Annotated in this window: 11 protein-coding genes and 1 pseudogene; 9 read left to right on the top strand and 3 right to left on the bottom strand. The window is 74.9% G+C overall.

The annotated features are described in order from the left end of the window. The first annotated feature begins 421 nt into the window (after nt 1-421). From recC to rpsT, 5 genes are all read left to right on the top strand, one after another. Nucleotides 422-4123: an exodeoxyribonuclease V subunit gamma gene (recC, locus tag NITAL_RS25135; RefSeq protein WP_052668973.1), complete on the top strand. Its 3702-nt coding sequence runs from the start codon at nt 422-424 to the stop codon at nt 4121-4123. Then, nucleotides 4113-7667 (top strand): UvrD-helicase domain-containing protein, encoded by a 3555-nt coding sequence (locus NITAL_RS25130; RefSeq protein ID WP_052668972.1) that lies wholly within the window; start codon nt 4113-4115, stop codon nt 7665-7667. Before recC ends, NITAL_RS25130 begins: the two co-directional genes overlap by 11 nt. Beyond that, complete coding sequence (recD, locus tag NITAL_RS25125) at nt 7664-9898, top strand: exodeoxyribonuclease V subunit alpha (protein ID WP_052668971.1); 2235 nt, start codon at nt 7664-7666, stop codon at nt 9896-9898. The genes NITAL_RS25130 and recD overlap by 4 nt, the downstream gene beginning before the upstream one ends. 56 nt (nt 9899-9954) lie before the next feature. Continuing rightward, nucleotides 9955-10425 (top strand): hypothetical protein, encoded by a 471-nt coding sequence (locus tag NITAL_RS27655; protein WP_157042085.1) that lies wholly within the window; start codon nt 9955-9957, stop codon nt 10423-10425. A 222-nt stretch (nt 10426-10647) separates the two neighbouring features. After that, on the top strand, nt 10648-10908 hold the full coding sequence (gene rpsT, locus NITAL_RS25115; RefSeq protein WP_052668969.1) for a 30S ribosomal protein S20: 261 nt from the start codon (nt 10648-10650) through the stop codon (nt 10906-10908). A gap of 107 nt (nt 10909-11015) precedes the next feature. On the opposite strand, the gene NITAL_RS25110 is transcribed toward rpsT, so the two are convergent. After that, nucleotides 11016-11609: a hypothetical protein gene (locus tag NITAL_RS25110; protein ID WP_052668968.1), complete on the bottom strand. Its 594-nt coding sequence runs from the start codon at nt 11607-11609 to the stop codon at nt 11016-11018. Nucleotides 11610-11784: 175 nt separating this feature from the next. Here NITAL_RS25110 and NITAL_RS25105 point away from each other — a divergent pair, with 175 nt between their 5' ends. From NITAL_RS25105 to NITAL_RS25090, 4 genes are all read left to right on the top strand, one after another. Further along, the gene (locus NITAL_RS25105; protein WP_157042084.1) at nt 11785-16668 is read left to right on the top strand and encodes an NAD-glutamate dehydrogenase domain-containing protein; all 4884 of its coding nucleotides are present in this window, start codon (nt 11785-11787) and stop codon (nt 16666-16668) included. Nucleotides 16669-16841: 173 nt separating this feature from the next. Further along, a complete protein-coding gene (locus tag NITAL_RS25100; protein ID WP_052668966.1) occupies nt 16842-18881 on the top strand; it encodes a sensor histidine kinase in 2040 nt (679 codons plus the stop codon). Continuing rightward, nucleotides 18872-19564 (top strand): LuxR C-terminal-related transcriptional regulator, encoded by a 693-nt coding sequence (locus tag NITAL_RS25095; RefSeq protein WP_052668965.1) that lies wholly within the window; start codon nt 18872-18874, stop codon nt 19562-19564. Before NITAL_RS25100 ends, NITAL_RS25095 begins: the two co-directional genes overlap by 10 nt. A gap of 80 nt (nt 19565-19644) precedes the next feature. Next, nucleotides 19645-20109, top strand: a complete 465-nt coding sequence (locus NITAL_RS25090) for a hypothetical protein (RefSeq protein ID WP_052668964.1) — start codon at nt 19645-19647, stop codon at nt 20107-20109. A 9-nt stretch (nt 20110-20118) separates the two neighbouring features. Here the strand turns inward: NITAL_RS25090 and holA are convergent, their stop codons facing one another. Beyond that, nucleotides 20119-21081: a DNA polymerase III subunit delta gene (holA, locus tag NITAL_RS29105; RefSeq protein WP_083442009.1), complete on the bottom strand. Its 963-nt coding sequence runs from the start codon at nt 21079-21081 to the stop codon at nt 20119-20121. A gap of 289 nt (nt 21082-21370) precedes the next feature. Continuing rightward, nucleotides 21371-22822 (bottom strand): annotated as a pseudogene (locus tag NITAL_RS29100) (ComEC/Rec2 family competence protein); the annotation flags it as partial. Nucleotides 22823-23375: the final 553 nt, after the last annotated feature.

Below are 23375 nucleotides of genomic sequence, written 5' to 3'. Positions count from 1 at the left end.
CGACCCGGAACGTGCGACGCCCTTCGGGGCGGCGCCGGGAACGGTCGGGGGTCCGGTCCGGACCACCGGGGAGGCGAGGCCCGCGAGGGTCAGCGCACCCGGAGGGCCGTCGGACCGACACCGAACCGCTCGACGACCGCCACTGCGCCTGGCGGGTGGAGAGCGGCACCGCCGCCGCAGCGGAGATGGTGCCACCGGAAGGATCACACGGTCACGCAGCACCCCTCGGGGTGCACGCCCCTCGGGGCGACACCCTCCGGGGTGCACCGGGACCGATCCGGAAGGAACCGACGAGCCCCGGTGACCTGCGAAGGTCACCGGGGCTCCGTCACGTCGGTGGGCGTGCGTGTCACGGTCGGCTGGCAGACTGCGGACCGCTCGCCGGCGAGGGCCGCCGGCCGACGCTCACCCGGGGGTCCTCGTGCTGCACGTCCACCACGCCGACCGCGCCGACGCGCTCGTCGGCGCGCTGGCCGACGTGCTGGCCGTCCCCCCGCCCCACCCCTTCGCTCCCGAGATCGTCGCGGTCCACTCCCGCGGCATCGAACGGTGGGTCGCCCAACAGCTCTCGCACCGGCTGGGCGCGACCCCAGGTCGCGGCGACGGGATCGCTGCCGGTATCGAGTTCCCCTTCCCCGGACGTCTCGTCTCGGACGCCATCACCCGGGCCACGGGGGGCGACCCGGAGGCAGACCCGTGGCGCCCGGACCGGCTGTCCTGGACGCTGCTCGAGGTGGTGTCGAAGGCGGTCGCGGCCGGTGAGGTCGACCAGCTCGGTCCGCTCGGTGGCCACCTGGTGGGCCCCGGCGGCGGACCGTCGGACCGTCGGCTCGGGGCCGTGCGGCGGGTCGCCGACCTGTTCGACCGTTACGCGGTCCACCGTCCGGCCCTCCTCCAGGCGTGGGCGGCCGGGCAGGACGTCGACGCCGCCGGCGGCCCGCTCCCGGCTCGCTTCGCCTGGCAACCGTGGCTGTGGCGACGCCTGCGCGAGCACGTCGGCACGGCCTCCGCGCCCGAACGGCTCGAAGCCGCCACCGAGGTCCTCCGCGCCGGTACGGGGGCACCCGGCGGCGCGCCGGCGGTCGAGCTGCCGGATCGGCTGACCCTGTTCGGCATGACCGCCCTGCCGGTGACCTACCTCGAGGTGCTCGCGGCCCTCGCGGAGGGCCCGACCTCGACCGCCCCGCACGGCCGGGACGTCCACCTCCTCCTCCTGCACCCCTCGCCGGCGCTGTGGGCCCGGCTCGAATCGCACCTCGCCTCGGATGCGCCGCCGACCGCGCCGGCGACCCGCACCACCGCGCTCCCCCGCCGCGACCAGGACCCGACCCGGACGCTGCCCCGCAACCCGCTGCTGGCGGCGTGGGGACGCGACGCCCGCGAGCTGCAGCTCGTGGTCCGCACCACGCCGGCCGAGGCAAACCCCCCGGGTCCCGTGGACGATGCCTCGCCGTCGGCCACGCTCCTCCAGCGGCTCCAGGCCGACGTCCGGGCCGACCGTGCACCGCACACCCCGGGCGACGAGGACCGGCGACCGACGCTCGCCGGCGACGACCGCTCAGTGCAGATCCACCGCTGCCACGGCCGCACCCGCCAGGTCGAGGTGCTGCGCGACGTGCTGCTCGGCCTGCTCGCCGACGACCCCGACCTCGAACCCCGTGACATCATCGTCCTGTGCCCCGACATCGAGACCTTCGCCCCGATCGTCGAGGCGGTCTTCAGCCGCCAGGCCACCACCACCGGCGGCCCCGACGGCGGCGCCAACGCCACCGATCTGCGCGTCCAGCTCGCCGACCGGTCACTGCGACGCACCAACCCCGTGCTGCGGGTCGTCGCCGAGGTGCTGGCGATGGCCGACGACCGTGTCACCGCCAGCGCCGTGCTCGACCTGTGCGCGCGCGGTCCGGTGCGGACCCGGTTCGGGTTCGACGAGTCAGCCCTCGAACAGCTCGAGGAGCGGCTCGAGCGCACCGGGATCCGGTGGGGCCTCGACGGCGACCACCGCGCCGTGCACGGGGTCCCGACCGCCGCCAACACCTGGCGGGCCGGCCTCGACCGGTGGCTGGTCGGCGTCGCCGTCGACGACGAGGCGCTGCGGACCGTCGGTGGGGTGCCACCCGAGGGCGACGTCGAGGGCGCCGACGTCGAGCTCGTCGGTCGCCTCGCCGAGCTGCTCGACCGCCTGCAGCGCGCTCTTCGCTCCCTCCAGGGTCCGCAGCCCTTCGCCGACTGGTCGGCCCACCTGCGGGCCGCGGCCGACGAGCTGTGCGAGGTCGACGCCGACGACGCGTGGCAGCGCCTGCAGTTGCACCGCCTCCTCGACGACGTCCGCGACGCGGCCAGCGCCGCCGGGGTCGAGGCACAGCACCCCCTGACCCTGGTCGAGGTCCGCGAGCTGCTCGAGGACCGGCTCCAGGGCGCCCCTTCTCGCGCCTCGCACCGCACCGGTGACCTCACCGTCTGCACCCTCGTGCCGATGCGATCGGTCCCCCACCAGGTGGTGGTCCTCCTCGGGATGGACGACGAGGTCTTCCCCCGTCGCACCGTGCCCGACGGGGACGACCTGCTGGCCGCCACGCCGCTGGTCGGTGACCGGGACGCCCGCACCGAGGACCGCCAGCTGCTGCTCGACGCGCTCCTCGCCGCGGGCTCGCACCTGGTGGTGTTCACCACCGGTCACGACGAGCGCACCAACGACGAACGCCCACCCGCCGTCCCCGTCGGCGAACTGCTCGACGTCGTCGACCGGACCGTCCGTACCGACGTGACCGACGAGCAGGGGCGCGACGTCGCGGCGTCCGTGCTGGTCGCCGTCGACCACCCCCTCCAACCGTTCGCGCCGGCACGCTTCGAACCCACCGGCATCGGCCACGCCGCACGGCCCGCCGCGCCGGCAGGCCAGCCGTTCGGGTTCGATGTCGACGACCTGCGGGCGGCGGAGGCCGCGGCCGGGCCGTCCGTCGAGCCCCCGCCCTTCGTGCGCGCCGATGCCACCCTGTCGCTGCCCACCACCGCCGACCCGGACGGCCCCGTCGCGCTCCACGACCTGCGCAGTTTCCTGACCCACCCGTGCATGGCCCTGCTCCGCCAGCGGCTCCAGCTGACCTTCCCGCGCGACGGGGACGTCACCGACGATGCGGTCCCCACCGACCTGCCCAACGGCCTCGCGCAGTGGGCCGTCGGAGAACGGCTCTTCCGTGCGGTGGTCGCGGGCGGCTCGATCGAGCGGGCGATCGAGGTCGAACGAGGTCGTGGCGCGCTGCCCCCCGGTCACCTCGCCGACGCAGCGATCGACACGATCACGACCATCGTCGCCACCCTCCGGACGGCCGCCCAAGCCCTCGACGTCGACCTGACGAGCCCCGGACGCAGCGTCGACGTGGACCTCGAGCTGCCGAGCGGCCGGCGGCTGCGCGGCGCCGTCGCCGACGTCGTCGGCTGCACCCGACGCGCCGCCTCGTACAGCCGGCTCGGTGCCAAGCACCGCCTCGAGGCGTGGGTGGACGTCCTCGCGCTGACCGCCCAGGACCCGACCCAGGCGTGGTCCGCCGTCACCCTCGGCCGCGGGCGCAGCGACGCCGGCAAGGCGGGCGGCGAGGCCATCGCCAGCGTCTCGCGGATCGGACCGCGGGACCGGATCGAGCACGTCGGCGCACGCGGCAAGCGGGCGGCCCGCGACTGCGACCTCGGACCGACCGACGGCGACCCGACCGACCGCCAGCGGACCGCGGAGGCCAGCCTCGACGACCTGCTCGACCTGCGCGAGCGGGGGCTGACCGGACCCGTGCCGCTGCCCTGCAAGACGGCGCACGCCTACGCCCAGGCCGCGTGGCTCGCCGAGCTCGAGATCGCCGACAGCAAGTCCGTACCCGCCAAGAAGGCGTCCAACCTCTGGACGACCAACGACCGGGGTGCCTTCGACAACGAGGACCGCGACGAGGCCAACCGTCTCGTGCTCGGCGACCTCAGCTTCGACGACCTGTTCGCGCTGCCACCCACCGAGGCCGAAGCTGGCGACGGGTGGTTCGTCGACCAGGAGCCCGGACGTTTCGGGCGCCTGGCCCGACGGGTGTGGTGGCCGCTGTTCGGCTCCGAGCAGCTGGAGGACCACCGTGAGCGCTGACCTCCGACCCGACCCGCCGTCCCGTGACCCGGCCGCCGAGGCCGCCGCCACCGACCCCGTGACCCTCGACCTCGCCGGCCACCTGCCACGCGGTACGACCGTCCTCGAAGCGTCAGCGGGTACGGGCAAGACCTACGCCATCGCCGCGCTCGTCACCCGCGCCGTGGCCGAGGGCGTGTGCGAGCTGCCGCACATCCTCGTGGTGACCTTCACCCGCGCCGCGACCGCCGAGCTGCGCGACCGCATCCGCCGTCGCCTCGTCGACGCGGCCAGCCACCTCGCCGGCGCGATCGCCGAGGTGCGTGCCGGCGGCAGCGTCGCGGCCAGCGACGACGTCGTGCACCACGCCCTCACGGTCGGCGCCACCCTCGAGCAGCTCGAGGCCCGCCACCGGAACCTGGTCGACGCCACGCGCGAGTTCGACGCGGCGACCATCTCCACCATCCACGGGTTCACCCAGCAGGTGCTGCGATCGGTCGGCCTCAGCGTCGAACTGCCCCGCTCCATCGAGCTGCTCGAGGACCCCGCCGAGCTGATCGAGCAGGTCGTCCAGGACGTCACCGTCCGGCGCTTCTTCGACCGCGACCCCACCGACCCCTCGGCCCCGGCGCGACCAGGCGGCCCGGCGCTGCACGCGCTGGCCACCGCCGCCATCACCCGGCCCGAAGCCCGGGTCGTCCCGCGACCCGACGACCCCGACCCGGGCGCCGCCGAGCTCGGCCAGCTCGCCGCCGAGGTCCGCGCCGAAGCTGCCGCACGCAAGGCCCGCCGCGGGGTCCTCGGCTACGACGACCTGCTGCTCGCGCTGCGTGACGCGTTGACCGACCCGGTGCAGGGACCTCTCGCCGTCGCCACCCTGCGCGACCGGTACCGCTGGGCGCTCGTCGACGAGTTCCAGGACACCGATCCGATCCAGTGGGACATCCTCGAACGGGCCTTCACCGATCCGGACGACCCGACCCGGGCCCTGGTCCTGATCGGCGACCCGAAGCAGGCCATCTACTCCTTCCGCGGCGCCGACGTCGCCACCTACCTGCGTGCCACCGACGCGGCCGACGACCGCCGCACCCTCGGCACCAACTGGCGCACCGACGCCGCGCTGCTGCGGGCACTCGAACCGGTGCTGGCCGGCACCCACTTCGGCGACCGACGCATCCGGTTCCGCACGGTCGAGGCGGCACCGACCGACGACACCGGGCCGACCCTGCACGACGACCAGCGGCCCGAGCCCCTCCAGCTGCGCGTCGTCGGCGAGGTCCCCGGCGGCTCGGGAGCACCAGCGGTCCGACAGCACATCGCCTGCGACGTCGCCAGCGTCGTGGTCCACCACCTGCGCGAGGTGCGGGTCGGTCGGGACCGGCACCGCCTGCGGTCCCGCCAGCTCGCCGTGCTCGTCCGCACCAACGCCGAGGCGGCCCAGGTGCAGCGGGCCCTGCACGCGGTCGAGGTGCCGTCGGTGGTCAACGGTGTCGGCAGCGTCCTCAGCACCGACGCGGCTGGCGACTGGCGGTGGCTGCTCGACGCGCTCGAGCGTCCCGCGGACCAGGCCCGGGCCCGGCGCTACGCGGTGTCGGCCTGGGGCGGGTGGACCGCCGCGGACCTGGCCACCGACGATGAACGACGCTGGGACCACCTCCACGACCAGCTCCACCGCTGGGCCAGCGTCCTGCGCGAGCACGGCGTCGCCACCCTCCAGCGCACGGTGATCGCCGAGACCGGGGTCGCCCACCGACTGCTCGCCACCGTCGGCGGCGAGCGGCGCCTGACCGACCTGCGGCACGTGGGCCAACTGCTGCACGCCGCCGAGCTCCACGACGAACGCGGCGTGACGGCGCTGCGCTCGTGGCTGCTCGCCCGACGCAGCGACGCCGACGACGGGACGCTGCCCCCCGAGGAGGAGGCACGCCGCCTCGAGTCCGACGACGAAGCCGTGCAGATCCTCACCGTCCACCGCAGCAAGGGCCTCGAGTTCGACGTGGTCCTCGCACCGTTCCTGTTCAGCCCCGGCCAGAGCCCGTCGGTACCGCTGCTGCTCAACGACCCCGACGGCGACGGCCGGCTCATCGACGCCGGACCGAAGGGTCGCGACGGCCTCGACGCCCACCAGGAGCTCGCGACCATCGAGGCCGCCGGCGAGGGGCTGCGGCTCGCGTACGTCGCCCTCACGCGCGCCAAGCACCGCGCCGTGGTCTGGTGGGCCAAGCTCCAGGGCAGCGAGAGATCGGCGCTCGCACGGCTCTTGTTCCGCGACGAGGACGGCGCGGTGGTCCTCACCGGTGGCGTGACGCTGCCCCCCGACGACGCGGTCGTCCCCGTCCTCCGGGCCCGGCTCGACGGGGTCGACGCCCGCGTGGACCCGGTCCCGGCCACGATCGACGTCGACCCCTGGGCCGACGACCGCGACGAGGACGCACCGACGCTCGCCGTCCGCCGCTTCGAGCGGACGCTCGACCGGGCGTGGCACCGCACCTCGTACACCGGCATCGTGCGTCGCGCGGCGCAGTTCGCCGGAGGCCACCTCGACGCCCCCGCGGGTGTCCGGTCCGAGGCCGCGGTCACCGTCAAGGACGACGAGCCCGAGGGTGCCGACGTCACGACCACCGGTTCCGCCGCTGGTGCTGCTGCACCGCCGGCCGCCGAGGTCGCCGCGCTGCAGGCCCGCGACGTGCCCCTCGGTGGCATCCGCGGCAGCGCTGCGTTCGGGACCCTCGTCCACGCCGTCCTCGAACACGTCGACTTCGCCGCCGACGACCTGCACACAGCCCTGACGGCCACGGTCGCCGAGCAGGTCCGTCAGCACGACGTCACCGTCGACCCGGCCGTCCTCGTCGACGGGCTGGTCGCCGCGGTGACCTCCCCGCTCGGCCCGCTGGCCGGCACCGTGTCCGATGATGCGGGGACGCGCTGGCGGCGCCTGGCCGACCTGTCGCGCTCCGAACGTCTCGACGAGATGACCTTCGAGCTGCCGCTCGCGGGTGGGGACCGCGGCCGACGGGGTGGCACGCCGGTGGCCCTGGCGCGGCTCGCCGACCTGCTCGAGCGGGACCCGGACGCCGGCGGCCTCGCCGCGGACGACCCGCTGCGCGCCGCCGGGTACGCCGCCCGCCTCCGCGCCCCGGGGTACCACCTCGACCTGCGGGGGTACCTGAACGGCGCCATCGACCTCACCTTCCGCGTCCCGGACGGCGACGGCCACCGCTACCTCGTGGCCGACCACAAGACCAACCGTCTGGCCTGGCCCGACCCGCCGACCGCCTGGGACCACCGACCGAGCGCGCTCGCCACGGCGATGGTCGAACACGACTACCCGCTCCAGGCGCTGCTGTACCAGGTCGCGCTCCACCGCTACCTCGCCTGGCGACTCCCCGACTACGAACCCGACCGTCACCTCGGCGGGACGCTGTACCTCTTCCTGCGCGGGATGATCGGCCCCGACACGCCGATGGTGGACGGCAGCCCGATCGGGGTGTTCGCGTGGCGGCCGCCGGCACGGCTGATCACCGACCTGTCCGACCTGCTCGACGGCGCCGAGGTGAGCCCGTGACCCAGGTCCCGCTGCCCTTCCCGCCGCACGACGCTGGTGCCTCCGAGCACGCCGCCGCGCCGACCGACCCCGGCCCGTCGCAGGCGGCCGAGACGGGAGCCCGGGCGGTCGCCGCCGTGCTGTCCCGTGATCAGGACGACGAAGCTCGCCGCGACCGACGTCGGGCCAGCGCCCCACCGGCGCCGCTCGCCCCCTTCGTCGAGGCGGGGGTGCTCGCCCCGGCCGACGTCCACGTCGCGGCGGCGCTCAGCCGGCTCCTCGGCGACCCCGGCGACGAGGTCATGCTCGGGGCCGCCCTGGCGGTCCGGGCGCCCCGCCGCCAGCACGTGTGCGTCGACCTCGACGCGGTCCGGGCGACCGTGGTGGCCGAGACCGCCGAGGAACGCCCCCGCGGCCACCTCGGCGAGGACGACCACGCGGGGGACGACGCGGCCGACGACCCCGTCGCCGCGCTCCCCTGGCCCGACCCCGCGGCGTGGCGGGCCGCCCTCGCGGCCAGCCCGCTGGTCGTCGAACGCGACCCCCGTGACCTCACCGAACCGGCCGATGCCGGCCGGGACGTGCCGCCGTTGGTCCTCGCCGGCACGCGCCTGTACCTCGACCGCTACTGGCGCCACGAACGCCGCACCGCCCGCGCCCTCCACGACCGGGCACAACGCGAGGTCGAAGGGGTCGACCTCGACCGGCTGCGGGCCGACCTCCGAGCGCAGCAGGCGGCCGACGCAGACCGGGGCCCCGCACCCGGTGCGGCGCCGGACCGTCAACAGGTCGCGGCCGTGCTCGCGGTGACCCGTCACCTCACCGTCATCGCCGGTGGCCCGGGGACCGGCAAGACCACCACGGTGGCGCGCATCCTCGGCCTCCTCGACGGCCAGGCAGCTGCGGTCGGTGCCCGTCCGCCCGCCGTGGCGCTCGCCGCTCCCACCGGCAAGGCCGCCGCGCGGTTGACCGAGTCCCTCCGCGCCGCCGCCGGTCCGGGCGACGACCGGCTGCGTGACGCCACCGCCACGACCCTGCACCGCCTGCTCGGCAGCCTCGGTGGCCACGGCCGCCGGTTCCGGCACGGCCCCGGCCACCCGCTCCCCCACGACGTCGTGATCGTCGACGAGACCTCCATGGTCGACCTCACGATGCTCTCGCGGCTGCTCGACGCGGTGCGCGCCGACGCGCGGGTGGTGCTGCTCGGCGATCCGCACCAGCTGGCGTCCGTCGAGGCCGGCTCGGTCCTCGGCGACGTGGTCGGCGACCCGTCGGCCACCCCCTGCCGGTCGGCGACCGCCCGAGCCACCCTGCAGGCGGTGCTCGGGGACGCCCACCTCACCGACACGACGATGGCCGACGCCACCGGCGTCCACGACGCCCTCGTCGTGCTCGACCGGGTCCACCGGTTCGCCGCAGGGTCGGGTGTGGACCGCTTCGCCACCGCCGTCCGCGAAGGGGACGCCGACGCGGCCGTCTCCGCGCTCGAGGCCTCCGCCGACCTGCACTGGATCCGTCCGGGTGGGGATGCCGACAGCCGGCGGAGCTGGCGACGGACGGGGCCGAGCGACGCGCAGCTCGCGGGCGTCCGCGACCGCGTGCTCGAGGTCGGCAGGCAGCTGCGTGACGCCGCGCGGACCGGGGACGGGGCCGCCGCCCTCGCCGCCCTCGACGAGGTCCGCGTCCTCTGCGCCCACCGACGGGGCGAACCCGGCGTGGCCGGCTGGACCGCACGCATCGAGGCCTGGCTGACCGCCGAGCGGCTGATCGACCCGTCGGAGCGCTGGTACCTCGGCCGTCCGGTCATGGCTACCACCAACGACCGCCGGCTCCAGCTGTGGAACGGTGACCTCGGCGTCATCGTCGCCGGACCCGGTGGCCCGACCGACGCCGCCACCGGCTCCGGCGACGCCGGCGGTGCGCCCGGTGTCACCGCCGCGTTCCCCGCCCCGGACGGCGACGGGGTGCGCACGCTCGCCCCCGCCCGCATCGGCGACGTCGAGACCGTCCACGCGATGACCGTGCACAAGTCCCAGGGTTCGCAGGTCCGGCACGCCGTCGTGGTGCTCCCCGACCCCGCGTCGCGGATCTGCACCCGCGAACTGCTCTACACCGCCGTCACGCGCGCCCGGCAGGGGGCCACCATCGTCGCCACCGAGGCCGCCATCCGCACCACGATCAGTGCCAGGACCCACCGCGCGAGCGGCCTCGGCGACGCGCTGCGCGACCAGCCGGGCGCCGCTCACCCCTGACCGAGCGGGGTACCGTTGGGGCTCCGCGGCGCGTGGTCGCGGGTGGACATCGTGAGGTGGGAGTGGGTCGGGGCGAACGTCGCGGGTGGCGCGACCGGCTCAGCAGGCGGCGCTACGAGTGGCCGGCGGAGGGACCGCGACCCGGCGACCCCGCCTCGTCCGGACCACGGCCACGGCCCTCCTTCCGCGACGGGTTCTGGATCGCCCTCACCGGCGCGCTCGTGGTCGTCACCGTGCTGCAGCTCATCCGCCTGGTGTGGACCCTCGCCACCAGCGACCAGATCCAGGTCACCGGCGGCGGCGCCCTGCTCGGCTTCCTCGTCACCGTCGTGTGGCTGCTGACCATCTACTGGCTCGTCGCCGGTGCCTGGCGGCGCAGCGTCTGGGGTTGTCCCTTCGAGCACACCGAGGACGCGCATTACGACCGCCGCTGCCAACGCCACCCGCTGGTGCCCACCGGACCTGGCGTGCTGCACCCCGCCGACGCCGACGCCGACGGGGCGACCGACGGGCCGCACGACACCTGACGCGGCGCCGTGCGGGGACCGCGACCGGTTGCCGCTCACGGCGGCGCGCTGGTACCGTTCCGGCTCGGCCTGCACCACCGAGCGGCTCCTGCTGCGCCGGTTCGCGTCGCCAGATGTGCCAACAGTGTGGCCCGAGCACTCTTCGCCGGTCCTCCGGCACCCCCGCGCGAACGTCCGTGCGCGCCCGAGCGCCGCACCCGAACGAACCGAGAGACCACCCAGATGGCGAACATCAAGAGCCAGATCAAGCGCAACCGCCAGAACGAGGCGCGCCACGAGCGCAACAAGGCGGTCCGCTCCAAGCTCAAGACCTTCACCAAGCGCTTCCGCGCCGCCGCCGAGGCCGGCGACAAGGAAGCCGCTGCCGAGGCGTACGCCGTCGCAGCGCGCGAGCTCGACAAGGCCGCGTCCAAGGGCGTCGTGCACAAGAACACCGCCGCCAACCGCAAGTCGGGCATGGCCAAGGCGCTCGGCAAGCTCTGACCTCGCGCTGCGGCCACGCCGCACCGCTGCACCGCACACGAGGGCGCCCCGTCGGGGCGCCCTCGTCGTGTGCCCGGACCGTGTGACCGGACGGCTGCCCGCGTCCCTCAGGCCCCGACGACCTCGAGGCTGTCCACGATCCGCTCGATGGTCGCGTCGTCGATCCGGTCCTCGGGTCCCGTGATCAGGACCACCACGACGTCGCCGTCACCCGCGTCGTCGTCGGCCCCGAGGCTGACGCCGACGGCGGTGAACCGGACCGTCGCGTCCGGCCCGAGGTTCGGTGCGGCGATGCGCAGCTGTTGGAGGAAGGCGTCGTCGCTGCCGGCCACCGTCACGTCGTGGTCGACGCCGAGCGGCTCGAAGCTCTCGGCGGTGTAGAGGTCGCTGAGCACCGCATCCACGGCGAAGTCCGCCCTCGCGTAACCGCTGCCTCCCTCACGAGCCGCGCGGAAGACCTCGAGACCGATCGGCAGCCCGTCCGCATCCGGGACCCGGTAGGCCGTCGCGTCCTCGTCGACGCTGCGGCGTTCGGCCTCGGCCGGTTCCCACTCCTGCGGGACGGCCAGGTGCAGGTCGGGGTGCTCGACACGCTGGTAGCCGTCGGGGATCGGTGAACCCCCACCGGCACAGCCGACGAGCACGGTCCCGAGCGCGACCGCGAACACCGCGGACAGGGTGGGTCGGTAGCGACGTGGCACGGCGGTGATCCTCGTGGGCGGGGGGCGGGCGGACGCTAGCAACGGTCGCTCACGCGGCCGGGTCCCCCCGGTCCGTGCGACGTCCACGGCCGTGCGGCTGGCACCAGGTGCGTGGCGAGCCCCGGCCACCTCACTAGCGTCACGCCTGCGCCCCCCACCTGGGAGAACCCGGACCGTGTCAGCTGCAGAGCGTGCGTCGCTGACGCGGGTGCTCGATGCCGTCGCCGCAGCCGCGGTCGACCTCGGGGCTCCCGAACCGGATCTGGCCGTCGCCATCGCACGCGAAGCGCTCCGCCGGGTGCCCGAGCACGAGCTGGTCGCCGCCGACGTGCCCGCCCTCGCCCGCCAGGTGGCCGCCGGCGCCGCCCTCCTCGCCGGACGCGGCGACGGGGTGGCCGTGGACGTGCTGCCACCCGGTGAGAGCCGTCCCCGCGCGGGGTCGGTCGTGCAGCTCGCGACCGACGACCGACCGTTCCTGCTGTCCACCGTCCTCGACGAGATCGAACGCCGCGGTCACCGCGTGGTAAGTCAGCTCCACCCCATCGTCGGGACCGAACGCGACGAGGCCGGCCGTCTGACCGCCGCCGGCCCACCCCGCGAGACCCCGGGCCGCGAGGCGCTCCTGCACCTGGTCCTCGACCGGGCGCTCGACCGTCGCGAGGTCGAGGACCTCAGCGACCGGCTGGTGGACCTCGCGTCGGACGTGCGCGCCGCCACCGACGACTTCGACGCGATGCGCGCCCGGCTCCGCGAACACGCCAACAGCCTGCGGGCGGAGCGACCCGGGCGCGACCCGACCGACGCCCACGAGGTCGCCGACCTCGTCGAGTGGCTGCTCGACGAGCACGCCGTGCTCCTCGGGACCCGCGCCCTCGACATCGTGGACGCCGATGGCCTGCCCATGACCGCCGGCGGCGGCGACCCGGTCGGTGTGCAGCTCGTGGAGGGATCCGGGTACGGGCTGCTCGGTGACGAATCGCGCTCGCGGTACCGCGAGTTCGTGCCGTTCGAGCAGCTGACGGGGACGCTCGCGGAGGACGTGCTCGACCCCCAGCTCCTCACCTGGTCGCGCACCCGGTCGCGTTCCACCGTCCAGCGCCGGGTTCGCATGGAGCACCTCGCCTTCGCCCGCTTCGACGACGCCGGGCGCCCCGCCGGCGTCCTGCGGGTCCTGGCCCTGTTCACCCGGCGCGGGGAGGACGCCCCGGCCGACGCCACCCCGGTCCTGCGGCGCAAGCTCGCCGACGTGCTCGACATCGAGGACGTCGTCCCCGGCAGCCACGACGAGGTCGTGCTCACCTCGCTGTTCCAAGCGCTGCCCAAGGACGAGCTGTTCCCGATGGCAGTCGACGACCTGCGCCACATCCTCCTCGGCCTCCTGCACGCCGAGGACCACCGCGAGATCCGCGCCCTCACCCGCACCGATGCCGGCACGCGGACGGTGTCGGTCCTGGTCGCCGTGCCGCGCGACACCTACTCACCGCAGCTGCGCGACCGGCTCGCCGACCTGCTCCGCGCGCGCTACGAGGCCGACCGCGTCGACGTCAGCGTCTCGCTCGGTGACCGCAACGAGGCGCTCGCCCGGTACCTGCTGACGCTCGAACACGACGTGCCCGGCATCGACCCGGGACAGCTCGAGCAGGAGGTCCGTGACCTCGCCCGCTCCTGGATCGACGAGGTCAGCGACCTGCTGACCGAACGGGTCGGTGCCGAGGAGGGGACACGGCTGGTGTCCGGCCTCGCCCGCCGGCTCCCCCGCTCGTACCGCGACGGCACCGCCCCAGACCGTGCGGTCGAGGACCTCCGGCTGATCGCACGCGTCCTCGAGGGTGACGACGAGCTCGCCACCGACTGGGAGCCCGACGCCGAGGCCAGCCACTCGACCGACGAGGACCTCCCCGAACGGTGGCGTCTGCGCGTCGTCAACCGGGGCGCCGCCCTCGAGCTGTCCGCCTTCCTGCCGGTGCTCGAGTCGCTCGGGTTGACGGTGGTCGAGGAGGTCCCCCACCAGCTGCTCGGGGATCCCGAGCTGCACCTGCACGACTTCGGCGTCCGCGTCCCCGACGGCGCCGTCGAGCAGCTCCTGGACGCCGCCGGCCGGCAGCGTGCCGCCGACGCCCTGCTGGCCGCGTGGCGCGGTCACGCCCAGATCGACCCGCTGACCCGTCTGGTGCTGCTGACCGATCTGACCTGGCGCGACCTGTCGATCCTGCGCGCCTACCGCCGCTACCGCCGCCAGCTCGGCACGCCCTACACCCCACGGTACGTCGAGGAGAACCTCATCGAGCACGCCGAGGCGACGGCGGCGCTGCTCGACCGGTTCCGCGCGCGGTTCGACCCGGCCATCGCCGAGGACCCCGCCGACCGCGCCCGGGCGGAGCACGACGCCGAGACCCGGTTCGAGGAGGCGATGTCCGAGGTGACGCGCCTCGACGCTGACCGGATCCTGCGCAACCTGGCCGCCCTGGTCGAGGCGACCCTGCGGACCAACGCCTACCGCGAGGACGCGATCGAGGACGCCGGTGGCGGCCCCTACATCGCGTTGAAGTTCGATCCGTCCCGCATCCCGGACGTCCCGCCACCCGTCCCCTACCGCGAGGTGTTCGTGCACTCGCCCCTCGTCGAGGGCATCCACCTGCGCGGCGGCGCGGTGGCCCGGGGTGGGCTGCGCTGGTCGGACCGACGCGACGACGTGCGCACCGAGGTCCTCGACCTGGTCAAGGCCCAGATCCTCAAGAACGCGCTGATCGTGCCCACCGGCGCGAAGGGTGGCTTCGTGCTGACCCGGCCGCCCCGCGACCCGCAGGAGCTGCGCGACGAGGTCCAGCGGCGCTACATCACCTTCATCCGCGGGCTGCTCGACGTGACCGACGACCTCGAGCCCGGCGGCGACGGGGTCGTCCCACCACCGAGGGTCGTCCGCCACGACGGCGACGACAGCTACCTCGTGGTCGCCGCTGACCGGGGCACGGCGACGTTCTCCGACACCGCCAACGCCGTCGCGTCGCGGTACGGGTTCTGGCTGGGTGATGCGTTCGCGTCCGGCGGGTCGCGCGGGTACGACCACAAGGAGCTCGGCGTCACGGCCAAGGGAGCCTGGCTGGCGGTCGTCCGTCACTTCCGTGAACTCGGTGTCGACGCCCGGTCCGAGCCCATCTCCGTGGTCGGCATCGGGGACATGTCCGGCGACGTGTTCTCCAACGGCATGCAGTGCTCCGAACACATCGAGCTGGTGGCCGCCTTCGACCACCGGCACGTGTTCCTCGACCCCGACCCCGACCCGTCGGTCGCTTTCGCGGAACGAGCCCGCCTGGCCGACCTCCCGCGCTCGAGCTGGGACGACTACGACCGGTCGCTGCTGTCGCCCGGCGGGATGATCGTGCCGAGAGACGTGCGGAGCGTCGAGCTGTCCGATCCGGTGCGCGAACGGCTGCGCACGGACGCGAAGGAGCTGTCGCCGCCCGAGCTGATCCGGGCGATCCTCGCCGCACCGGTCGATCTGCTGTGGGCGGGCGGCATCGGCACCTACGTCCGGGCGAGCGACGAACGCCACGATGAGGTCGGCGACCGGACGAACGACGAGGTCCGCGTCGATGCGTCGCAGGTGCGGGCGCGCGTGATCGGCGAGGGCGCCAACCTCGCGATCACCCAGCGAGCCAGGATCGAGCTCGCCAAGCGCGGTTCCCGGGTCGATCAGGACGCGATCCACAACGCCGCAGGCGTCGCCACCTCGGACGCCGAGGTCAACCTCAAGATCCTGCTGGACCTCGCCATCCGGGACGGCAGCCTGGAGCCAGGCGAACGCGACGCCGTGCTCGCCGATCTCGCCGACGACGTCGTCGCGGCGGTCATGCGGTCGGTCGACCTCCAGGTCGCCGCGATCTCGGCCGAGGTCGCCCGCGGCGCCGACGACGCGGTCGCGCTCGAGGCGTTCATCGCCCGGCTGGAGGCCAGTGGGGATCTCGACCGCGGCGTCGAGGTCCTTCCGTCGACCGAGGGTCTGCAGGCCCGGGCCGAGGCCGGCGGCGGCCTGACCCGGCCCGAGCTCGCGACCCTGCTGGCCTGGGCGAAGCGCGAGCTGAAGGAAGCGCTGCTCGCCTCCGACGCCCCCGAGGACCCGGTCCTCGCCGACGCGGTGCGGGAGCCCTTCCCGGTCCGTGCCGTGGAACGCTTCGGCGAGCTCCTGCCTCGCCACCGCCTGCGTCGCGAGCTGATCGTCACCGCCGTCGCCAACGGCATCGTCGACCGGTTCGGGGTCACCTTCGCCAGCGGCCTCGCGGAGGAGACGGGAGCAGGCCTGCCGATGGTCGCCCTTGCCGTGCGCATCGCGAGCCGGACCGTCGATGCGCCACGCTGGTGGGACGCGGTGGAGGACCTCAGTGCGACCCACGACCCCGAGCGCGTGCGCGAGCTCGCGGAGGTCGTCAACCGGCTGGTCATCGACCTGACGACGACCCTCCTGCACGATCCGCTGCTGGGCCGGGATCCCACCGCGCTCCTCGAGCGTGACACCTCGGTCGCCGAGGAGCTGCTGTCGCGGGGGCTGCGCCTTGGGTCCGCCGCGCAGCAGCGGGCCCGGATCGCCCACGCCCGCTGGCTGGTCGACGACCTGGTCGATCCGGAGCTGGCGCGGTTCCTGGCGGTCGCCGCGGATCTGGCCATCGTCCCGGACATCGCGGTCCTGCTCGACGCTGGGGTGGACGGCCGGTCGGCGGTCCAGGTCGCGGACGTGGCGTTCGGTCTGGCCGAGAGGGCAGGCATCGACCGGGTGATCAACCAGCTCGGGCGCATCCCGCTCGGCGAGGGCTGGGCCCGTCGCCAGCACCGCGGGGTCGACCTCGACCTGCGGCGCCTGCGGCGCGATGCCGCCGCCGTGGCGCTGCGGTCCGTGTCCGATCCGGCCCTCGACCCGCCGACCGTCGTGGAACGGTTCGTGGCCGACCGCGCCGAGCCGTTGGCCCGAGCCGCCGCCACGATCCAGCAGCTGGAACGCGCCCCCGCCACCCTGGACGCGGTGGCCGTCGCAGCCCGCGCGATCCGCGACGCCGTGGAACGCTGATCGCCTCTGGGTCCGGAGGTCGGGGCTACCCCTGACGCCGGTCGCGTGGGACCATGCGAGGGTCGGTGTGCACGGGACACGCCGTGGACGGCCGGTCCGGGGTCAGGGGCGCCGCGGTGGGCAGCCCGACGTGCGGGGACACGGCAGGAGGCGGGACGACGAACGGATCCGGGGTGACGCGACCAGAGCGGATCGTGTGGAGCTGGTCGACAGCCAGCGTCGCGCTGGTCTTCGCGGCCGCCTGGCTCAGTTGGTCGACCCGCCACGTCGTGCTGCCCGCCGGGTTCGAGGCCGGCCCGGGTGCCGCGTACCTCGTCGCGACCCTCGCCTTCGTCGCCTCGGGTGCCGTGCTCGCCGCGCGGCGACCCGCCAACCTGGTCGGTTGGGTGCTGCTCGCGATGGGCACCACCTGGCAGCTCTACGGCCTGGCCGGCGTGCTGCGCGTCGTCGCCCACGATGCGGGCCGGGCCGCGCCGTGGGCGGCGTGGGCCTGGGACACCGCCTGGATCCCAGCGCTGGGCCTGGTCCCCGTCCTCGTCCTGTGCTTCCCCGACGGCCGGCTGCCCGCACCACGCTGGCGCCGTGCGATCGTCCTCCTGTCGCTGTCGATGGTTGCCCTGCTCGCGGGGATCGGTCTGCGGCCGGGTCGGCTCGCCAGCACCCCGGTCGACAACCCGCTCGGTCTGGCGGCCCTGGCCGACGCGACCCCGGTGCTCGAGACCGTCGGGAACCTGTGCTTCGCCGCCGCGCTGCTGGCCGCCGCCGTCTCGATGTGGGTGCGCTACCGGCGGGCCCTCCGCACGGAGCGCTACCAGCTGAAGTGGTTCGTCACCGCGGTGGTGCTCGTCGTGGCCGGAGCCACGGCCGGCAACGTGCTCGAGGCCACGGGCGCTTCCGCCGAGACCCTGGCGCTCGTGCGCACCGCGCCGCTGCTGGCGCTCCCGATCGCCGTGACCGTCGCGGTGCTCCGCTACCGCTTGTACGGGATCGACACCCTCATCAGCCGGAGCCTGCAGTACACGGGGCTCGCGGGCGTCGTCGGCCTGGTCTACCTGACGGTCGTCATCGGGATCGGCTCCCTCGTCGGTGGGCGGCCGAACACCGGGGTCCCGCTGACCGTGGGGGCGACCGCGATCGCCGCGGTCGTGTTCCAGCCTGCACGCAGGCGGCTCGAGGAGGCGGCGAACCGGCTCGTGTACGGCCAGCGCGCCAGCCCCTACGACGTGCTCAGCTCGTTCACGGAGCGGATGGCCGGGGTGTACCCGACGGGCACCGCACCCGAGGCGATGGCCGAGGCGGTCGTCGCGGGCCTGCCGGTCGCGGACTGCTGCGTGTGGCTGCGGGTGCGTGACGACCTGCGGCTGGCCGCCAGCTGGCCTCCCGGCGCCGACGTCGGAGCGGTCCGGATCGACCCGAGCGTCCTGAGGCTCCCCGGGTCCGATCACGTCTACCCGGTCCACCGCGACGGCACCCTGCTCGGCGCGATCGCGGTGACGTCCGCACCTGGAGAGCAGCTGTCGGCCGCCGAGGATCGGCTGCTGCGGGACCTGGCGGCGGCGGCGTGGCTGGTGCTGGACAACGCGCAACTGGTCTCGGAGCTGCGCACCTCACGGGAGCGCCTGGTCACGGCGCAGGACGCCCAGCGGCGCCGCACCGAGCGCGACCTCCACGACGGTGCCCAGCAGCGACTGCTCGAGCTCGCCCTCACCCTGCGGACCGCCCATCGGCAGGTCGACGAGCACGGCCCGCTCCCAGCCACCGACACCATCGCAGCAGCCGAGATGCAGCTGCGCGCTGCCCTCGCCGAGCTCCGGGACCTCGCCCGTGGCATCCACCCCGCGATCCTCACCGAACGGGGACTGGTGGCCGCCCTCGAGTCGCTCGCGGCGCGTGCGCCGCTGCCGGTCACGGTCAGCGCCGAGGCGATCGGCCGGCTGTCGCCCACCGTCGAATCGACCGCGTACTTCGTCGCGGCCGAAGCGATCGCCAACGTCATCAAGCACGCCGGGGCCGGCCACGCGACCATCGACCTGCACCGGACCGGCGACCTGATCCGGCTCCAGGTGAGCGACGACGGCAGCGGCGGCGCCGACCCGACCCAGCCGGGTCTGACGGGGTTGGCCGACCGCGTCGGCGCGTTGGACGGATCACTGGAGATCGTCAGCCCGCCGGCTGGCGGCACCCGCCTCACCGCGATCCTGCCGTGCGCGTAGCCCTCGCCGACGACGCGGCGCTCTTCCGTGAGGGGATCGCGCGGCTGCTCAGCGACGCCGGGTTCACCATCACCGCGAGCGTGGGGGACGCCGCCTCGCTCACCAGCGCGATCGTCGACGATCCACCGGACGTGGCCATCCTCGACGTCCGCATGCCCCCGACCCACACCGTCGAGGGGCTCGACGCGGCGGTGACCATCCGCCGCAGCCACCCGGCCATCGGCGTGCTCCTGCTGTCGCAGTACGTCGAGACCCAGCACGTCGCGGAGCTGCTGCACCACGCCGGGTCCGCGGGCTACCTGCTCAAGGAGCGCGTGGCCGACGCGGACGAGCTGGCCGATGCCGTCCGTCGGGTCGCGGCCGGCGGCTGCGTCGTCGATCCCGAGGTGGTCGCGATGCTGATGGGGCGCCGACGCGCGTCGGATCCGCTCGACCGGCTCACCGCGCGGGAGCGTGAGGTCCTCGGGCTCATCGCCGAGGGACGATCGAACCACGCCATCGGTGAGCGGCTGGTGCTGTCGCACAAGACCGTCGAGACCCACGTCGGCCGCATCCTGACCAAGCTCGACCTGCCGCCGGTCGCCGACACCAACCGACGTGTGATGGCCGTCCTCACCTACCTCGAGGTACCGCGCACGAGGTCCGGGGCTACCCCTGACGGCACGGCCCCAGGCGCTCCGTAGCGTCGGACGCGCCGTCCGCACCAGCCGGTGCACGGTCCGTCGTCACCTCGCGGCCTCCGTGCCGCCACTGGAGACCACCCGTGGACACCACCGCTCGCCGCCGTTCCCGTCCCACCCTCGCGGCCACCATCGCCCTGGTCGCGCTGCTCGCCACGGCGGTCCCAGCCGCCGCCGACAAGGGCTTCGAGGTCACCTGCGACGAGGTCGTCTACCTGCTCGGCAGCGGCACCGGGCTGCCATCCGCGAAGAAGGACATGGACCGCACCCGCGGCCGCTGGGGCACCCTCGACGATCCCTCGGTCCGGACCAACAGCGGCTTCAGCCTGCTCCCGGTCTCGTGGACCATCACGGTGGTCCAGGTGGACGATCCCACCAACGTCGTGCTGGTCGACTACCCGCTGCTGACGAGCAACGGTCACCGCAACCAGGACACGATGACGTGCACCTTCACCTCGTTGCTCCCGGCCGCGCCACCCGAGTTCCCGTTCGACGGTCTGGCCACCCACACGCTGGTGGTGGTCGTCAAGGCGCCGCCGCAGGGCTGACGACCCGCCTCAGCGGGCAGCCAGCGGGTTGAAGGGCCGGCCGACCGAGCGGCTCGTGGCGAGCTCGATGACGCCGAGTTCGAGCACCAGGTCGGCCGGCAGCTCGGAGCCCTTCAGGTCCACGTCGAGCTGCGCGATGCGGTCGTGGCACCAGGCGAGCTCGCCGGGACCGAAACGTCCGGCGAGCCCCTGGAGCCGCTTGAACTGGCCCGGCGGCACGCCGGCGCTCTTGGCGTCGGCACCACCGCGGATCTGCAGGAGCTGGCGGAACCGGTAGGTCAGCGCGCCGAGCAACGCGAGCGGGGCCTCGCCCGACTCGAGCGCGCCGCGCAGCGCGACGATGGCCGTCCCCGGTTCACGGTCGACCACGGCGTCGGCGACGGTGAACCCGCTGACCTTGCCGTGGCCCTCGACGGTGGCTTCGACGTGATCGGCCGTGATGGTGGGCGCCGAGGGCTCGGCGGCGCAGACCTGTCCGACCTTCGAGGCGATGACCCCGGGGACGGTGCCCGCGTGCGCCCGGAGGGCGGCGATGGCCGACGCGTCGGCCTTGCGCTTCAGCCGCCGGAACTCCTCGCCGACGAGGCGGTCCCAGCCGCGGTCGTCCCAGTCGGCCGGCGCCTTGACGTCCGACCGCTCGCCACGTTGCTTGGCGAGCTTGGCGATCTTCTGGACCTTCCCGACCCCCCGCGCGACGAGCACGAGCACCGCGTCCTCGGAGGGCGACTCGAGGTAGGTCTCGACCTCGTACTTGAGGTCACCCGACAGGCCCTCGACGCCCCGCAGCACCACGCACGTCCGGCCGCCGAACAGCGACGCGGTGCGCAGCTCGGGGAGGTGATCGGTCTCGGTGACGTCGTGGACCTCGACCGCGAGGTCCGGGTCCTGCGCGCGCAGGTCGGTCAGGACCCGCTCCAGCTCGCGCTGGAGGAGCAGGTCGTCGTCGCCGGCGAGGAGGTGAACGGGGGTCATGGCGGGAGGCTAGCGAGGTCGACCTGGCCCGCCCCACGGCGCGCGTGCAGCGGGTGCAGATCGTCGGGTCCTGCCGACGATCCGCACCCGGTGGGGTGCCGCGGGGAGGCGGGACCTCGACGGTGACCGTGCCCTCGAGGTCGGTGCGCCGGACCTCGGTCCGGGACGAGGCGAGCGCCGTCAGCGTGTCGCGGTGGGGGTGGCCGTGGGGGTTGTCCACCCCGGCGGAGACGAGCCCGACACGCGCACCGACACGTGCGAGGAAGGCAGGATCGGAGGTCGCCGAACCGTGGTGGGGCACGGTCAGCAGGCCCGCGCGCAGCGGGTCGGGCCGGCCGGCGGCGACCCGGGCGTCGGCGAGCGCCTGGAGGTCGGCCTGCGCGGCCCGTTCGACGTCCCCGGTGGTCAGCGCCACCCGATCCTGCCAGGTCGCCCGCAGCACGATCGAGCCCTCGTTGAGCTCGCTGGAGGCGTGGCGGTACGGACGCCCGGGCGGGGGCCCGAGCACCTCGAGGTGGAGGTCCCCGACGGTCACCTCCACCGGCGCGACCACCTCCCGGAGCGGGACGCCGACCGCCGCTGCGGCCGCGTCCGTCACCTCGACGGCAGCGACGCGCTCCGGTGACGGCGGCCGCCAGACGGCGCCGACCGCCGTCCGGTCGAGGACCGCCGGGACACCGCCGACGTGGTCGAGGTGCCCGTGGGTGACCACCAGCAGGTCGAGACCGACGTGGCCGTGCCGGACCAGCCAGCGCGCTGCGGCGTCGTCCTGGCCGGCATCGACCAGGACCCGCGCTCCCGGCGTGCGCAGCAGGAAGGCATCGCCCTGCCCGACGTCGATGGCGGTCACCGTGAAGGTCCGTGCCGGGACGGTCCGGCCGACCACGGGCGGGACCACCGCCGCCACACAGGCCACGACGGTGACGGCAGCGGCCCAGCGCGCCGACCGGGTCCCGCCCCGCGTGACGATCCAGACCGACGCCGCGACGAGGGCCATCACCGTCGTCGGCGCGGCCAGCGACGCGACCCCGCCCCAGCCGGCGGTCCCGTTGGCGACCGCGAGGATGCCGCGCCCCGGCACGGCGGCCACGGCGAACAGCACGGCGCCGCTCGGCACGTGGACGGCCGCCAGCACTGTGGCCGGGAACGCCACCACCGCGGTGAGCACCGCGAGCGGCACCGCCACGAGGTTGGCAGGAACGCTCGCCAGCGGCACCTCGCCGAAGCTCATCAGCAGCAGCGGGATCACGGCGACCTGCGCTCCGATGGTGACCGACAGCACGTCCGCGACGCGACGGGGAAGCCGACCGAGCCGATCGCGCACCCGCGGCGCCACCACCAGCACGCCGGCAGCGGCCGTCGCCGACAGCAGCAGGCCGAGCGAGCCAGCGAGCAGGGGGTCGACCAGGACCAGCAGCAGGACCGCACCGGCCAGCGCGTGGCGTCCGTCCCGCAGGACCCCGCGGCTGGCAGCGAGCAGCACCACCCCGGCGACCGTGCCGGCGCGCAGGACCGACGGCTGGAAGCGGGTCAGGTAGGCGAACCAGCACACCACGACCGCGACGGCGACACGACGAGTCCGGGCGCCTGCCCGCAGCAGGCCGCAGACGGCGAGCACGCCGGCGACCACCGTCGCCACGTGCATCCCCGACACGGCGGTCAGGTGGGTGGTGCCCGTCGCCACCATCGCGTCCCGATCGGCCTCGGGCAGGAGGCGGGTGTCCCCCGTGACGAGGCCCACCAGGAGGCCACCGACCCGCTCCCCCGCGTACCTCGTCGCGGCCTCTCGTGTGGCGGCCCGGACGTGCTCGCTGGAGCGAGCGAGGTGCCCCGGCTCGCCGGCCGGCACCAGGGCGCCCGCGTCGAGCAGGACCGTCAGGTGCTGGCCGGCGAGCCACCGGCCGTACCCACCGTCCGGGAGCGGACGGGCGCTGACCGTCCCACGCCACCGGCTGCCGAGCGCGGGCGGCCTGCCGTCGTGTGGGGACCGCTCCAGCGCCTCGGGCGCGAGGGCCAGGGCTGCCCGCTCACGCGTCGCGGCTCCGTCGATCCACGTCACCCGGACCGGGACGTGCCAGCCCGTGGCGATGGGGCGTGGTTCGGCCGCGACGGTCAGGTCCACGGCGGCGACCCCGCCCCGGTCGGCGAGCTGTGGCAGCGCGCCGAGCCCGTGGGTCGCGGTCCGTGCCCCCGCGAGCAGCGCTGCCACGACGAGGACGAGCAGGACCGTCGCCACCGCACGCCACGGTGAGGTGGTGGCGCGCCCGTCGGTGCGCGCGACCGCGAGCACCACG

Source organism: Nitriliruptor alkaliphilus DSM 45188 (assembly GCF_000969705.1).
In the GTDB taxonomy this organism is placed as follows: Bacteria; Actinomycetota; Nitriliruptoria; order Nitriliruptorales; family Nitriliruptoraceae; genus Nitriliruptor; species Nitriliruptor alkaliphilus.
This window is presented reverse-complemented; position numbering and strand designations above follow the sequence as displayed.